13 protein-coding genes and 1 pseudogene are annotated in these 14,745 nt (G+C 56.8%); 11 read left to right on the forward strand and 3 right to left on the reverse strand.

All coding sequences use genetic code 11. The annotated features are described in order from the left end of the window. The first annotated feature begins 177 nt into the window (after positions 1–177). The 11 genes and pseudogenes from VEH04_12590 to VEH04_12640 all read left to right on the forward strand — a co-directional run bounded on the left by VEH04_12590 (position 178) and on the right by VEH04_12640 (position 9,753). Positions 178–1,662: an FAD-binding oxidoreductase gene (locus tag VEH04_12590; protein ID HYG23614.1), complete on the forward strand. Its 1,485-nt coding sequence runs from the start codon at positions 178–180 to the stop codon at positions 1,660–1,662. Between the two features lie 193 nt (positions 1,663–1,855). Continuing rightward, positions 1,856–2,035: pseudogene (locus VEH04_12595) on the forward strand (nicotinate phosphoribosyltransferase). Positions 2,036–2,037: 2 nt separating this feature from the next. Beyond that, on the forward strand, positions 2,038–2,244 hold the full coding sequence (locus VEH04_12600) for a hypothetical protein (protein HYG23615.1): 207 nt from the start codon (positions 2,038–2,040) through the stop codon (positions 2,242–2,244). Between the two features lie 249 nt (positions 2,245–2,493). Further along, positions 2,494–3,012: a chemotaxis protein CheD gene (locus VEH04_12605; protein HYG23616.1), complete on the forward strand. Its 519-nt coding sequence runs from the start codon at positions 2,494–2,496 to the stop codon at positions 3,010–3,012. Further along, positions 3,009–3,851 carry an HDOD domain-containing protein gene (locus VEH04_12610; protein ID HYG23617.1) on the forward strand — a complete coding sequence of 281 codons (843 nt, stop codon included), beginning with the start codon at positions 3,009–3,011 and terminating at the stop codon, positions 3,849–3,851. The genes VEH04_12605 and VEH04_12610 overlap by 4 nt, the downstream gene beginning before the upstream one ends. Further along, positions 3,848–4,957 carry a chemotaxis response regulator protein-glutamate methylesterase gene (locus VEH04_12615; protein HYG23618.1) on the forward strand — a complete coding sequence of 370 codons (1,110 nt, stop codon included), beginning with the start codon at positions 3,848–3,850 and terminating at the stop codon, positions 4,955–4,957. The genes VEH04_12610 and VEH04_12615 overlap by 4 nt, the downstream gene beginning before the upstream one ends. A gap of 2 nt (positions 4,958–4,959) precedes the next feature. Beyond that, positions 4,960–5,448 carry a chemotaxis protein CheX gene (locus VEH04_12620; GenBank protein ID HYG23619.1) on the forward strand — a complete coding sequence of 163 codons (489 nt, stop codon included), beginning with the start codon at positions 4,960–4,962 and terminating at the stop codon, positions 5,446–5,448. 5 nt (positions 5,449–5,453) lie between these two features. After that, complete coding sequence (locus tag VEH04_12625; protein HYG23620.1) at positions 5,454–5,837, forward strand: response regulator; 384 nt, start codon at positions 5,454–5,456, stop codon at positions 5,835–5,837. Positions 5,838–5,860: 23 nt separating this feature from the next. Further along, entirely contained in the window at positions 5,861–6,592 is a 732-nt protein-coding gene (locus tag VEH04_12630) for a chemotaxis protein CheX (GenBank protein HYG23621.1), read from the forward strand. An 18-nt stretch (positions 6,593–6,610) separates the two neighbouring features. Then, on the forward strand, positions 6,611–7,459 hold the full coding sequence (locus VEH04_12635) for a CheR family methyltransferase (protein HYG23622.1): 849 nt from the start codon (positions 6,611–6,613) through the stop codon (positions 7,457–7,459). A gap of 170 nt (positions 7,460–7,629) precedes the next feature. Then, on the forward strand, positions 7,630–9,753 hold the full coding sequence (locus VEH04_12640) for a chemotaxis protein CheA (GenBank protein HYG23623.1): 2,124 nt from the start codon (positions 7,630–7,632) through the stop codon (positions 9,751–9,753). Positions 9,754–9,883: 130 nt separating this feature from the next. Here the strand turns inward: VEH04_12640 and VEH04_12645 are convergent, their stop codons facing one another. From VEH04_12645 to VEH04_12655, 3 genes are all read right to left on the reverse strand, one after another. Beyond that, positions 9,884–11,182: a hypothetical protein gene (locus VEH04_12645; protein ID HYG23624.1), complete on the reverse strand. Its 1,299-nt coding sequence runs from the start codon at positions 11,180–11,182 to the stop codon at positions 9,884–9,886. Between the two features lie 269 nt (positions 11,183–11,451). Further along, positions 11,452–13,410, reverse strand: coding sequence for a bacteriohemerythrin (locus VEH04_12650; protein ID HYG23625.1), 1,959 nt, complete (start codon positions 13,408–13,410; stop codon positions 11,452–11,454). A gap of 20 nt (positions 13,411–13,430) precedes the next feature. Continuing rightward, positions 13,431–14,732, reverse strand: coding sequence for a carbohydrate porin (locus tag VEH04_12655; protein ID HYG23626.1), 1,302 nt, complete (start codon positions 14,730–14,732; stop codon positions 13,431–13,433). Positions 14,733–14,745 lie beyond the last annotated feature (13 nt).

Consider the following 14,745-nt stretch of genomic DNA (forward strand, 5'->3'; position numbering starts at 1 on the left):
CGGTGATAACCAAGAGGATCGTCTTCATTCAAGCGTGGCGGTCGTTGCCCGTTGCGCCAGATCCTGGAAAACCGCGCGCGAATGACCAAGAATAATCACATCGCCAAAACCAATAGGCATTCCATTTTTTTCGATTTAGCCCCTGCGCCACGGGCGAATAGAGTCGGGTCCGAAACAATGAAGATTTCCCGCAGAACCTTTCTCAGGAATGCAGCCACGGCAACAGTGGCCTCGGCTGCAGGATGCATCACGATGCCGGATCGCGACGATTCAATGGTCGTGAACGATGTCCACACGCAACTGAATCCCACGCGGGTCCACCGCGTGACTCCAGTGCGATCGATGCAAGAAGCCAGGAATGTTCTTCGCCGCGCCCGCCGCGAGCGTCGTTCCATCAGCATCGCTGGCGGGCGTCACGCAGCCGGAGGGCAGCAGTTTGCGACAGATGTTGAACTCATCGACACGCGCTTGATGTCCCGCGTCTTGCACTTCGACTCCGCGGCGGGGACCATCGAGGTCGAGACTGGAATACAATGGCCGCGATTGATGGGATTTCTGCGGCAGGCGCGAGTCAGCGGGAAGCCGGCCTGGACAGTCGCGCAGAAGCAAACGGGAACCGATCGGCTGAGCATTGGCGGCGCGCTCGCTGCAAATGCCCACGGCCGTGGTTTAACACTGCCGCCGTTCATAACGCATGTTGAGTCCTTCACGTTGATCGACACGGACGGCGACGTTCACCTTTGCAGCCGCGAACACAATCCGGATCTCTTCAGCCTGGCGATTGGCGGATACGGCCTGTTCGGTTTCATATATTCGGCGACCCTTCGGCTGGTGCCTGCTCGGAAAGTGCGGCGGGTGGTGCAGTTGCTTGAGGTTCCTGAATTGCCGGGGGCATTCGCGAACCGCATTCGCGATGGATATCTTTTTGGCGACTTCCAATTCGCGATAGATCCCAAGTCCGACGCTTTTCTTCGTCGCGGAATTTTCGCGTGCTACGAACCCATTGCCGACTCAGCTCCGCTGCCCGCGGAGAGGAGAAAGCTCACCGCCGACGAATGGAAAATGCTGATCTATCTTGCCCACACAAATCCAACCGCAGCCTTCGAACGCTATGCAGAGCATTATTTGGCAACGTCAGGCCAGCTCTACGAGTCGGATACGCAGTACGTGAGCGATTACTTCGACCATTATCACGGCGAACTGGACACACGAATGGGAGCGACAGTTCCGGCAACTGAGGTCATTGGCGAGTTGAACGTGCCTCGCGACTCTCTTCCGCAATTCCTTGCAGCGGCAAAGGAGGAGCTTCGCCGGGACGATGCAGCGCCTCTCATCTATGGAACCATTCGGGTCATTGAGAAGGACGACGAAAGTTTTCTCTGTTGGGCACGGCAGGATTACGCGTGTGTGATCTTCAACTTGCATACACCACACACACAGGAGGGAAAGGAACGGACGGCGCGAACCTTCCGAAAGCTCATCGATCTGGCAATCGGGCGCGGCGGCAGTTTTTACCTGACCTATCATCGATACGCGACGCGTGAACAGGTGATCTCCTGTTACCCGCAGTTTCAAGCATTCCTGCAACAGAAGCTCCGTTACGACCCCGAAGAGCTGTTTCAGAGCAATTGGTATCGTCACTACAAACAGGTATTCGCGTGACAGCCTCGGCCTGGGGTTGTCCAGACGACTGACCGTGCGGGGCGAACATTGGGGCCCTTGCATTCCAAACGGAACCAATCGAACTTCCGTCTACGCAAGCCTTGATAAAACCGTGAACGCGGCTGAAAAGGGGTGTGTGGGCGCGAACCGCTTTACTCACCGACCTGTACCAACTCACCATGGCCTATGGCTGCCTTTGTTCGAAGCGGCATTCCTTGCGTATTTGGATGATGTTGGATTCTGTTGTGATGTGGATGCCATTCCTGAAGGAACCGTTGTCTTTCCACACCAACCGCTGCTTCGTGTTCAGGGATCGATTCTTCAGGCGCAGCTGGTAGAAACGGCGTTGCTGAACATTCTCAACTTTAAGACGGCATGCTTGTTGGAGACGCACTTTACGACATGACCCGGGCGGTCCTGGTAAGTGTGTCGATCGTTGATCCCCTGGACCCGACACGTCGCAAGCACTTCCCTGCTGAACTGGATCATGAAGATCTGTTGATTCCGGTGATGCGCAATGGACAGCTGGCGTGTGACTTTAAGACAAAACTGATCCTCGAGAATAAATCAGAGGCCTGTTGAGTCTCGCGTGGAGGAGACAACGTGAAATAATTCTCACAATTTCATCTCCTTACACCTGAATGCCATCAGTCAAGTCGGCCATTGTGGCACCGATAGAACACCGGCTGCATCGATGGGCCGCGAAGCACGAATGGTTAAACTGGAATTTTATCTCGAGACGATCTTTGCCAATTCCTTTGGGGATGCAAATTTCCACGTATTGCGAGCTGGCTGAGAGGCAGCTGTTGCCGCCGGGAACTCTTTATCATTATGTCGCTCGCAGCAAAGTGGGTTATTGCCCCGCCCCGAAAGACGCTCGTCGTGGGGGTGGCGGACATGGCCGCCAGCAATGACCCGGGCGCGGAACTGGTTACCTATTCACTGGGATCATGTCTCGGGATCACAGTTTACGATCCTGCAAAAAAGATTGGCGGACTTCTGCATGTCATGCTGCCGGATTCGGCGATTGATCCCGCGAAGGGGATCGATATGCCATACATGTTCGTCGATACGGGTGTTCCCCGGATGTTCCGCGCTGTGTGCAACCTGGGAGCTGTCCGGGATCGGCTTATTATTAAGGTCGCCGGCGGTGCTCAGTTGCTCGACCCCCAGCGGATTTTCAACATCGGCGAGCGGAACAATCGCTGTCTGCGCGACCTGCTTAGCCGGAACGGCTACACGATCCACGCGCACGACGTCGGAGGGCCGGCCTCACGGACAATTCGCATGGATATGGGCACTGGCCAAGTCTCGGTCAAGAGCCCGGGAACCGCTGCATACTTTTTATGACTGCTGAAGAAATGGTTGAACAATCAAAGGACACGCGATTTGCATCGCAGGCGGCCTTGCGCCTCGTGAGTCTGCTGGACCAGCCCGACGCAGGCAACGACTCGGTCGTCGATATTCTCCGATGCGACAACGTGCTCACGGCGAAGCTGCTGCGCGCTTGCAATTCGCCCTATTTCGGATTCAGCGAGATCTCCTCAGTCGATCAGGCCGTCATGCTGCTTGGGCACCAACAGATCCTCGAAACGGTGCTCGCCCTTGAGTTCAGCGCGACGATGCAGGTTCCCCTGCCAGGCTACGCCGTTGAGGCGAAGGAACTCTGGCACCATTCTCTCGCCACTGCGAACGCAGCGGAGCTGATCGCGAAAACGGGAATGATCGATGCCGAACTCGGGGCAGCGTTCACGGCGGGGTTGCTTCATGACATTGGAAAATTAGTCATGAACCACGTGCTGATCCCGGAGCGTCAGTCGGAAATCCGGAGCCGCATCAGCGCGGGATCCGCCCGCGTAGTGGCCGAACAGGAAGTTCTTGGAACTGACCATGCGCGAGTGGGCGCGGCATTGCTGCGAAAGTGGAATCTTCCCGCTGCGATAGTAGAAGCCGTCGAATATCACCATCAGCCGATGCTGAAACCGAGTCCGGGTCTCTCGGCCATCGCCCACATTGCTGACGTTTCAGTGCACCTGGCTGGTTCTGCGCCGGGCTGGGATGCTTACGCGATTGCAATCCAGGATGACCTGGCAGAGGAGTTGGGTATTACGCAAGAAAGATTGGAATTGCTCGTTATTGATGTCCGTGAATCTTTCGCCCGCGTCGAGGAAATGATGAGCATGGTATGATTGCCGCCCGAAAAATTCGTGTTCTCATTGTTGACGATTCAGCCGTGGTCCGGCGCGCCATTTCCGATGCGCTGTCGCGGGATCCGGAGATCGAGGTGGCGGGAACCGCATGCGACCCTTACGTCGCCCGCGATAAGATTCTCGAGTTGAATCCCGACGTAATGACCCTCGATATCGAGATGCCACGAATGGACGGGCTGACCTTCCTGCGCGTGCTGCAACAGCATCGGCCCATCCCGGTTGTGGTGGTGAGTTCCCTGACCCAGGCGGGATCGAGTGCAGCCCTTGCGGCATTGGACGCCGGGGCCGTCGATGTGCTAGCGAAGCCGGGATCGGCGTGGAGCATCGGAAATTTAGGTGAACAACTGGCGCATCGGGTCAAAGGAGCGGCGAGGGCCCGGTTCGGAACCCTGCCTCGCACCGTTGCCGCGCCGGATGCGCCGCCCATACTCTCCGCCGGAAAATTTAATCCCCGTCAACTTGTGGTTTTGGGAGCCTCAACCGGGGGAACCGAGGCAATCAAAAGAGTTCTTACGCAGCTGCCTGCGGGACTCCCGGGGATCTGCATCGTGCAGCACATTCCCGCAGTTTTCTCGAAGGCCTTTGCAGACCGCCTGAATGACTGTTGCGCAATGGAGGTGAGGGAGGCAGCTCACGGTGACGAAGTGAAGCCTGGCCGGGTATTGATAGCTCCTGGAGACTACCATATGGCTTTGGAATGGAACGGCGGGCATTACACTGCCCGGCTGCATCAGGGCCCCCCCTTGCATTACACGCGCCCCGCGGTCGATGTTCTTTTCAACTCGGCAGCGGCCTGCGCCGGTTCGCACGCGGTGACCGTCCTGTTGACTGGCATGGGTTCCGACGGTGCCCAAGGAATGAAGAAACTGAAAGCCGCAGGCTCCCAAACGATTGCCCAAGACGAATCGACCTGTGTTGTTTACGGCATGCCGCGCGCAGCGGTGGATTTGGGCGTAGTCGATAAGGTACTGCCGCTCGACAATATTCCTTCTGCCATCATCCGCGCACTGGAATACAATTCACACACGATCCCGCGGCATGCCCCCACGCCGGAGTCGTTCAACAGCACCCCGGCGGCAAAGTAATTATGAATCAAACTTTGGATCTCTCAGGCATTCGCAATTTCATGAAGGGCCACTTGACGGAAGTGTTCACCACCATGCTCTCGCAGGATGCCGTGCTCACCCCTGAACAGGACGTTCCGAAAATCACGGACCGTGTCAGCGGATCGGTCGGTTTCGGCGGAGACGACATCAACGGGGCGGTGTATCTTCACATGTCAGCTTCCTTTGCATCACGCGCTGCAAGCGTCATGCTGGGGCTTCCCGCCGAGGAGCCACCCGGTGATGCGGAGGTGAATGACGTTGTCGGTGAGGTTTCTAATATGCTGGCTGGCGGATTGAAGTCATGGCTGTGTGATACGGGAGCGCCGTGCGCGATCAGCACCCCGGGCATCATTCGTGGCGCATCATTTCAAATTGAGCCCATGCCAGGAGTCGAACAGACGATTCTCGTATTCCAATGCAACAGTGATTTCGTTGTCGTGGAGGTTCACGTCAAATTTAACAACCGGTAATTGCCATGAAAATTCTGAGTGTCGATGACAGCCGAACGATCCGGATCATTGTGAAACGGGCGTTCCAGAACTACGACTGCACATTTTGCGAAGCGACCAACGGCGAGGAAGGGCTCGCAGCGGCGGCTAAGGAAAACCCGGACATCATCATCCTGGACGTCACCATGCCCGTCATGGATGGCGTGACGATGCTGACTAAATTGAAGGAGGATCCTGCGCTGAAAGCCATCCCCGTCATCATGCTGACGGCCGAGTCAGGACGTGAAAATGTGCTGCAGATCGCGAAGCTGGGTGTGCGGGATTATCTGGTCAAACCGTTCAAGGAAACCGAGCTGATCGAAAAAGTCAGCCGGATCATCAATCTGCAGAAAAAGGCGCCTGCCGCCTGAACGGGCGAAGCCGTCAAACAACTATGCAAAAAGCAACAGAGTATCAGGAACTTGCAAAGAGGTACGGTTTCGCTCCCATACCCGAAAGTGTCTTGCAGTTAACCCAGTTGGTTTCGCGACAGGATGCCGATCTGGACGACGTGGCGAAGCTCGTGGATAAGGATCCGAGCCTTCGCGCCAGGTTGCTCCGCGTCGCCAATCCGGACGCCGAGGACGAATCGGATTACTCAATCGATACTGTCGAGGCCGCATTGATGCGAAGCGGCCTCGGGTGCGCGCTGCTTCTCGCAATGGGCACACCGCTCGCTCAGGCGCTGATGCGCGCTTTTCAGGCGATGATGTCGAAAAAATTGGAAGCCGTGGATCGCAATTCCGTTCCTACGCTCCAGGGCGACCATGTTTTAGGGACGATTGGTTTCTCAGGCAAGGCGGTAGGTTCTGTTTATCTGCGCCTGAGCACGGAATCGGCTCAGAATATCGCCGCTACAATCCTCGGCGCCGATCCGAATGAGACTCTTGATGCGTCGGAGATCAACGACGTGATCGGAGAATTGCTCAACATCATGACGGGTAATTTCAAATCCAACCTGTGCGACGCAGGGCTGGACTGCAGGCTGTCGGTTCCCACGGTCACCTGTTCGGCAGATCTCCACACGCCAACCAGCCGCGGAGGAGGTCTGGAGCGGATGGCTTTCCGGTCAGGTGCAATTTCCCTGTTTGTAGACGTCACGGTCAACCCGTGGGGCGCCGATTAACGTTTAGCAAATACCCCTATGGAACGAACCTTTGGCTCCAGCCCCCTGGCGGATGAAGATTATCACTTCATTTGCAAGGTGGTGTACGACCAAAGCCGCATCCATCTTGGAAAGGACAAGAAGACGCTTGTGAGTTCGCGACTCGCAAAGCGCTTGCATCACCTTCAGCTTCCAAACTATGGCGAGTATTGCAGGCTGCTGCGCTCATCTGAAGGCAGCGACGAAGTTCGTTTTCTGATCGATCGAATCTCCACGAACCACACCCATTTTTTCCGCGAGATAAGGCACTTTGATTTCCTGCGCCAGACTGCCATTCCGCAGTGGAGCGCTAGATTGTCATCGAGACGGGAAACCTTTCGTCTGTGGAGCGCCGCGTGTTCCACGGGAGAAGAGCCCTTTTCACTGGCCATTCATCTTGCCGAACATTACCAGCCGGCAGATCCGGCGGCATGGTTCATCGAGGGCACCGACATTTCGACGCGGGTGCTCGAGCAGGCGAAGGGTGCGATCTACAGTACCGAACACGCGGGAGCGGTTGGGCCGGAGCTGCTGAGGAAGTATTTCCAGAAAGGCACGGGAAAGTGGGATGGATACTTTCGAGTGAAGGAGTCCCTCCGGAGGTGCGTCCGCTTTCATCATTTGAACCTTCTAGAGGGAAAGTATCCATTCGTGGAATTGTTTCATGTGATCCTCTGCCGAAACGTCATGATTTACTTCGACAAGCCAACGCAGGAGGATTTGATTGCGCGTCTCACGGAACGCCTTGCTCCGGGCGGCTATTTGCTTGTTGGGCATTCAGAAAGCCTCAGCGGAATCCGGCATTCTCTGCGCCTTGTCCAACCCGCCGTTTACCTGAAACAGGCCTGAAGTTCCGCATCTTCGAGAGCAGGGCAAAATAGGTGCTTTCCTTCACAAGATATGTCCTTGTTTTTCAAAAGAGCGTTTTACTCATTCCGCCGATCTTTTCATTGTTGCACCGTCAGTGTGCGCGTCCGACATTCGGGTAATCCCGACGCTACGCTGAAACTTAGAAACAAATGAAAAATCCTGACCAACTGGTTCGATTGCTCGATGCGCTTGGGATGGAGATCGTCACCGCTCAAGCCGGCTCCACAGAAGGACAGTTTCCGATCCTTGACCTGCTCGGCAATCTGAGGGATTCGGCAGGGGACAATCCAGTGCTCCGCACCCGCAGTGCTGAGGCGTGGGAACGCATGGTCACTGTGGTCGAATCGGGAAAACCATTTTCCGATGCTGACATACAGTGGCTGAACAATCTGCTGATGGATTTTCAAAAGGGCATTTCTCCCGCGGGAAGCGACGACGGTTTCCAGTCCGAGAAACCTTCGCCCGTCGCGCCTCCCAAGCCTCCGCCCACCCCTTCGGAGTCGCCGGATGAGCAGCCGATCACATTGAACATGGCCGGGGATGGCGATCTCTTGCGTGAGTTTGTCACGGAATCGCGGGAACATCTCGACAACATCGAACAGGGCGTCCTTGTTCTCGAAAATCAGCCGGCAGATTCCGAGACGTTGAACACTGTTTTCCGCGCATTTCATACCTTCAAGGGCGGCGCTGGATTTCTAAACCTTATTCCTATCAATCGCCTCGCGCACGTTCTGGAATCGCTTCTTGACCTGGCTCGGCAGAACAAGCTGGTGATAGATGCAGCTGTGATCGAGCTGATTTTGGAAGGACGCGACGTGCTGCGACAGTTCCTCGATGAGATTGATGGGCAGTTGAGCGGTGCGAAACCCGTCCGCGCCATTTTGATCCCGGTTGCGCGTTTAAAGGCAGAAGTGCAGGAGCTCATCGAACGCGTGCAGAGTGGCTCGATGATTCCTTCCGGTGCGAGGAAACCCGCGGATTCCGCCCCGCGGGTCGAAGCTCGCGGGAACGCCAGCGAGGCTCCGGCTGCGACTCCAGCAAGTATTCCTGCGGCGCCAGGCGCAAGTCCCGCGCCGGCGAATCAACCTTCCGCAAAGCAGGGCGCTGAGCATGGCGGCATGATCAAAGTGGATACTGCCAAGCTGGATGGGTTGCTGGACCTTGTCGGGGAGATGGTGATTGCGCAGTCACTTGTGAGCCAGGACCTCACGGAGGTTCCGGCTCTGGATCCCCAGTTCGCCCGCAACATGGCCCAGTTGGGCAGAATCACACGCGAGCTCCAACGCGTAAGCATGTCGCTTCGAATGGTTCCCATCCGAGGCGTATTTCAAAAGATGGCGCGTGTTGTCCGTGACCTCAGCGCCAAGCAGAACAAGAAGGTTCAGTTCATCACCACAGGCGAAGACACAGAATTGGATCGCAGCGTGGTGGAGGAATTGAATGACCCGCTCCTGCACATGATCCGAAACTCGATGGATCATGGCATCGAGTCTGCCGAAAAGCGGGTCGCCGAGGGCAAGCCGCCAGTGGGCACGCTCACCTTGCGCGCATACCATCAGGGCGGCAGCATCGTGGTCGAAATCGAAGACGATGGCGCTGGACTGAAAAAGGAGCGGATCCTCGCAAAGGCGATCGAACGGGGATTGACCACAGCCGGGACGCAACATTCCGACGAGGAGATTTTCGCGTTTATATTCGCTGCCGGATTTTCAACGGCTGAAGCCGTGACCGATCTCTCCGGACGTGGCGTTGGGCTTGATGTCGTTCAACGCAACATCGAGAAATTGCGCGGGTCCGTCGATATTTCATCAACCGCTGGCAAGGGCACGCTTTTCAAGATTACGCTGCCGCTGACGCTGGCAATAATCGATGGTCTCATTGTGAGGGTTGGGAATGAGCGTTATGTGATTCCCACGCTGTCCGTGCGTGAATCGTTCCGCCCGCAGCCCGACATGATTTCAAGCGTGCATGGGCGGGCCGAGCTAGTGAACGTTCGGGGCCGGTTGATTCCCCTGTTGCGCTTGCACCAGTTATTTGGAATCACGCCCGCGTCAACTGATCCGGCGGACAACATCGTCGTCGTTGCGCAATGCGGGACCAAGTTGCGTTGCCTCCTCGTCGACAGCCTCCTCCACAAACAGGAAGTTGTTATTAAGAATCTGAACGAGATCATGATTCACAAGAACCCGGCACTCGCCGGAGCCGCGATTCTTGGCGACGGCAGAGTGGGCCTGATTCTCGATGTGAATTCGCTGGTGCACCTGCAGGACTGAGCGGCTGCTCTACCGAAGCGGCCGGGAACGCTTTGATGTTCCAAATCCAGCCGGAAAGTTCCTCGCTGCTTATTAAAAACGGCGAAGCGTTCCCAGCGAACGTCTTCACCGTTTTTCGCGCCGACCCAGCTTACAAGAAGGTATAGCGAACACCCAGCGCCACCAGATGCCGCGTGTATTCGCGTCCCGACGAATTCACATCATGTGTCAGGCCTCGTTCGAAGGAGTAGGAGGCTTCGACATTGAGGTGTTTGTTGACCGCACAGTTAACAAAGCCGTTTGGCGATAGAATCCAATCGTTGCGAGTGACAGGTTCCAGAAAGTCGGTGTTGTAAGCCCGTGCACCAATTCCGGCAGTCCATCGCCCCGTGAGCTTGTGCTTCCAGCTCGCATCGTAAGTCAGGTCTTCATAGACGCTTTTCCCGCCAAAGCCGGGCTGCTTGAACTGCTTCGCAGAGACCGTGATGGTGTCTGATGTCGAAGGGCTGATTGTCACGGCCGCATCGACGAAGAAGTTGACTTCATTACGGTATCCGAGGGATGCGGACCCGGCATCGCAATAGCGGCGAAACTCTGGTCCAAGCACGATCGAAACCTTCAGCCACGGGGCCAGTTGTCCATCCATCCCTGCAAGGATGCGATGAAACGTATTGTCGAACTGGTCTCTGAATGCCAGGAACCTGGCTTGATTCTGGGATCCGTAGCGATATCCGGCCGACACGGAAGATTTCTCGTTCAGGCGAAATCCCAAGTCGCATCCGCCGAGCACCTCGGACCTGTCCACATAGTTTTGATAACCCGGCGTGCTGCGATGTTCGGTTTGAAAATCATGGATATACAAGGACGCAGCGGGACGAACGAACCAGCGCCCAAAGTTTTGAGTGACTCGAAACGCCGACCTGAATACCGCAGCGTCTCGCCGATCGCGCACAGCTGGACCGCCTGTGGCAGGGGCTCCGCCCGGACCGGTCCACGTGGGTCCCACATCGCTTCCGTCGATGAACACCACACTGGCCGCCGCGTCGTACGCCGTGTGTTTGCTTTTGCCGGACATTCCAACCGTCGCGCGATGAGCGACGAAGTCTTCCGTCGATTCGGAATGATAGAACGCCGCTTCGGGGGCGTAGCTGGCGCTTGCGTTGAACGAGGGTGTGGGATTCCACTGAAATCCGGCCTGTGGAAGGAAGCTTGTGACGAGCGATTCCCGATCGGCCTGTGACGTTTCAGACTGCAGGTACACACTGCTGTCGAACGTTTCTTTCACGGTGGCGGAGGCTGCGAACTTCCAGTTCGAGGACTTCGGCTGAGCAGGCGCGGCGAGTTCCGCAGCCGTGCTTGAGGCAGCGCCATACATGAAGGACGCTCCAATCATCAGCCATTTGCTGAGGCGGCGCTTGCGGATATCAAAGACTGCTCTGCGTGTTATCACGGACGCAATTCTGGTTTGCAAAGCGCCTATGCCGGGACATAGTGAACGCCGACCCCGCAACCCTATGTATGTGTATGAGTAAGCTTTCATTCCTTGCTTGTTTGTTTGGTGTTCTACTTCTGCAATCCGGCTGTAAATCCAATTGTGGCTCCGCCGAAAAAATCGCCTTTCAACCTGGATGGCATTCTGCATCGACTGGGTTCGCAGCCGCGCCTGGCTGGACGATTGTTCTTCCGGGAGAGAATCTCTGATGGTGCGGATGGGCGGTTTCATCGCGCGGCGGGACATTTGCGGAGTCCTGTGTCAATAGAGCAGATGTGTGTTGCGAGCCAATCGCCCACCAAGCTTTGAAGATCCAGCAGCATTGACGTGGTCGGCCCGTGTTCTTCGAAGTTCGCCTTCAACCTGGTGAAGGATTGCAGGAACTTGAGGTGTGCCGCTTTGTTCGCCGCGGAAGTCGGGCATCGGTGTGTGGACATCAATTCTTCTTCGTGCGCGAAGTGTGTTTGCACATAGGCAGCGAGAAAATTCATCATTCGTCCGAGTTCGTCCTTGCCGGCGCCAGCAACGCACGCGCGGTGCAGTTCGTTAATCATCTTGATCAATTCCTGGTGCTGCTCATCGATGCTCTCAACGCCAGTGGTCATGCGGTCTTGTTCCCAGCGGATGAGATCGTCCGTGCTCCGGACCGACGCATTCCGCGGCGGCGAGGGAGATCGATGATGCATACCTGGTAAACGATGTTGTGCCGCCGGCCTGGGTTGAGCGGACGGTTCGGCGCGAAGATTTCCTGAAGTTTGACCGACCGCCTGTCCCAGGAGCTTCCGCAGGTCAGCTACGGAGTCATGCATCATTCTGGCCTGGGCATGCAACTGGTCGGCCGCACCGGCACTCTCTTCCGCGCTTGCTGCATTGCGCTGCGTGACCTTGTCCATTTCGCCGACGGCCGCATTGATCTGGCTGATTCCCTGGGTCTGCTCCTTTGAAGCGCTGGATACTTCGGCCACAAGTTCATCGACTTCGCGGATCTGGCTGACGATTCCGCTGAGTGCAGTGACGACCTTGCCAGAAATCGCGACTCCTTGCCCGGTCCGTGAAATGGCTCCTTCGATTTTGGACGACGTTTCCCTTGCGGCCTGGGCGCTCCGTTGCGCCAAATTGCGGACCTCGTCGGCGACGACAGCAAATCCCATCCCGGCTTCACCGGCGCGGGCAGCTTCCACGGCTGCATTCAGTGCGAGGATGTTCGTTTGGAAGGCGATCTCATCGATCGTTCTGATGATCTTGCTGATATCGTCACTGGACGTTTTAATCGCTTCCATCGCGCTGGACATCGCCTGCATATCGGTAGCGCAGGTGTCGGCGCCAGAGCGCGTCGCGCGGGCCAGTTCACTGGCGTGGTGCGCGTTTTCCGCATTGCGGCGGGTCATAGAGGCTAGTTCCTCGAGGGAGGCGCTGGTTTCCTCGAGCGCTGCTGCCTGCTGGCTCGCACCCTCGGCGAGAGTCTGGCTGGACGAGGAAACCTGCTGGGCTGCGTTCCCCGTCAACTCCGATCCTTGCGAGAGCGCCTCGACGATTCCATTCAACGGAGACGTAATCGAGCGAACAAAGAAAATTCCAAGCGTAATCATCGCGGCGGCCAGGCCAAGTGCGGCCAGCAAGATGGCCTGCGTCACGCGATTTCCTTTTAGTTGAACCGAGGCGAGGGAACGTTTCGACTCCTCCGATTGCTGTTCGATGAACGGTTCGAGTTCCTGCAGGAAGCGTTGAGCGGCGTTGTCAAAGTCGCTCATTTTCTGATTCCCCGCGGTCGTTCCATGCTGCACGTACGCCTCAGCCATGGAGCGCCCGGCCTGGTAATAGGCATCGAACGACGCTACCAAGGCATTCATCTTTTCGACTCCCGATGAATCGGCGCGTGCTGCGAGGAATTGTCTCATCTTCTCGCCGTTGGCGACGAACGCATCTCGGGACTCGGCTGCTTTCGTAAATCCGTCGTTCAAGCCATCCTGGCCCCGCGTGGCAGAAATATCCGTCAGCCATTGCTGCACCTGGACAGTGTTGAGCTGCATCTGCCGCAGAACGTCCGCGATCATCATCCTCTCATTCTGAACCCGGGTGATGCGCTGCATGCTGGTGACTTGCAGAAGGTACGAAGCTGTCGCGCAGACGAGCAGGCCCGCGATTGGAATTCCGCACAAGACGAGGAGTTTGGTTTTTAGGTTCATAGTATTTCCCTGAGAGCGGTTTAGAAAATCAACGTGACGCGAAGGGTCGTGATCCATGCCTCGGCCCGCCCTTCACCCCCGCCGGGATTTACGATCCACTGCATGTCCGGCTGAAGAACGATGAAGGATGTCGCCTGGAAGCTGTAGAACCATTCGACGCAGGTTTCATTGCGATGGAGAGCGGCGTCGGCAGGACTCGTGATGGCCAGGCTGCAGTAGATTCCGGACGCGTCATCATCGCGGCAGGGAAGGAATCCGATCACCACCAAACCGCAGCCCACATGGTGTTCTATCGCACTGACATTTGCATCGGCGTATCCATACTGGGCAAACAGGCTGACTCCCTGCGGGTTGTCCGGCTCCTCGAGATTTTCCTTCCAAACCTGTTGTTCGGCTACTGCGTAGAAACCTGTCGCGCTGTTCTCAAAGCTGCCGTCGAAACGCTCGACCTGTGCGACCTCGTGCCACATGCCTCCTGCCACGCGCCCGGGACCCAGACGCCGCGCCCCCTCCCAGGCGACGCCGGCCTCGCCAAGCAGGTATGCGGTTTCGAAATTCAATGGCGAACGCGAGTCCAACGGCTCCGAATACACACCTGTCCCGACGTAAGTGCCGGCCGACGGATAGACGAAGACATTCGCGCTGAGTGCGGGACACGGGTAGGTTGGCAGACAACGCAACGTGGGGCTGTAACCCGCGCTCGAATGGATGAATTGCCCCGACGATTCAATATAGGCGAATTCGGTATTTGCATCCCCCTGCCCGAGCTTCACGCGAATCCGATCGTCAAGGAGCTTTTGTTCAAACCAAAGCTCACCGATTCGATCGAAGCATTCTGCGTCGATGTTGGAATACCCTTGAAGGTCTCCCACAAAGTTGGCGCCATTCGGTCCATGGCGGAAAAAATATTGCGCAAAGAAAGTTGAGCCGGGAATCCCGAGAACAGGTTCCGGATCGAAGGTGAAATTCAGGTCAAGCAGCCCGCGCGCGACGCTGCGTTGGCGCAGGCCCCCCGCCAGCACGGAAGAGCCATCGATTATATATGATCCCGAAAACTCCACGCCCTTCTCGGCCAGCGACGTCCGAAAGCCTCCCCAGTTCCCGCTCGCGTATTCACCTTCATGCCATGGCACATCGCTTCGACTTTGCTCCCCCGCAGCGTCCCTGGCGGGCGCTTCGTCCTCTAAGAGCCTTCGTTCGCCCAGATGCACGCGACGCAATGCGAGGTCGTTCGTGCGGGTGGCTTCGATTTCCGCGGCGTTCGCGCAGCACAGAGGAAAAAGTCCCAAAAACAGCAGCAGGGCAGACAATGTGTTGTGCATGATTCCGGGTCCA

The organism is Verrucomicrobiia bacterium (assembly GCA_035629175.1).
GTDB lineage: Bacteria > Verrucomicrobiota > Verrucomicrobiia > Limisphaerales > DASXHY01 > DASXHY01.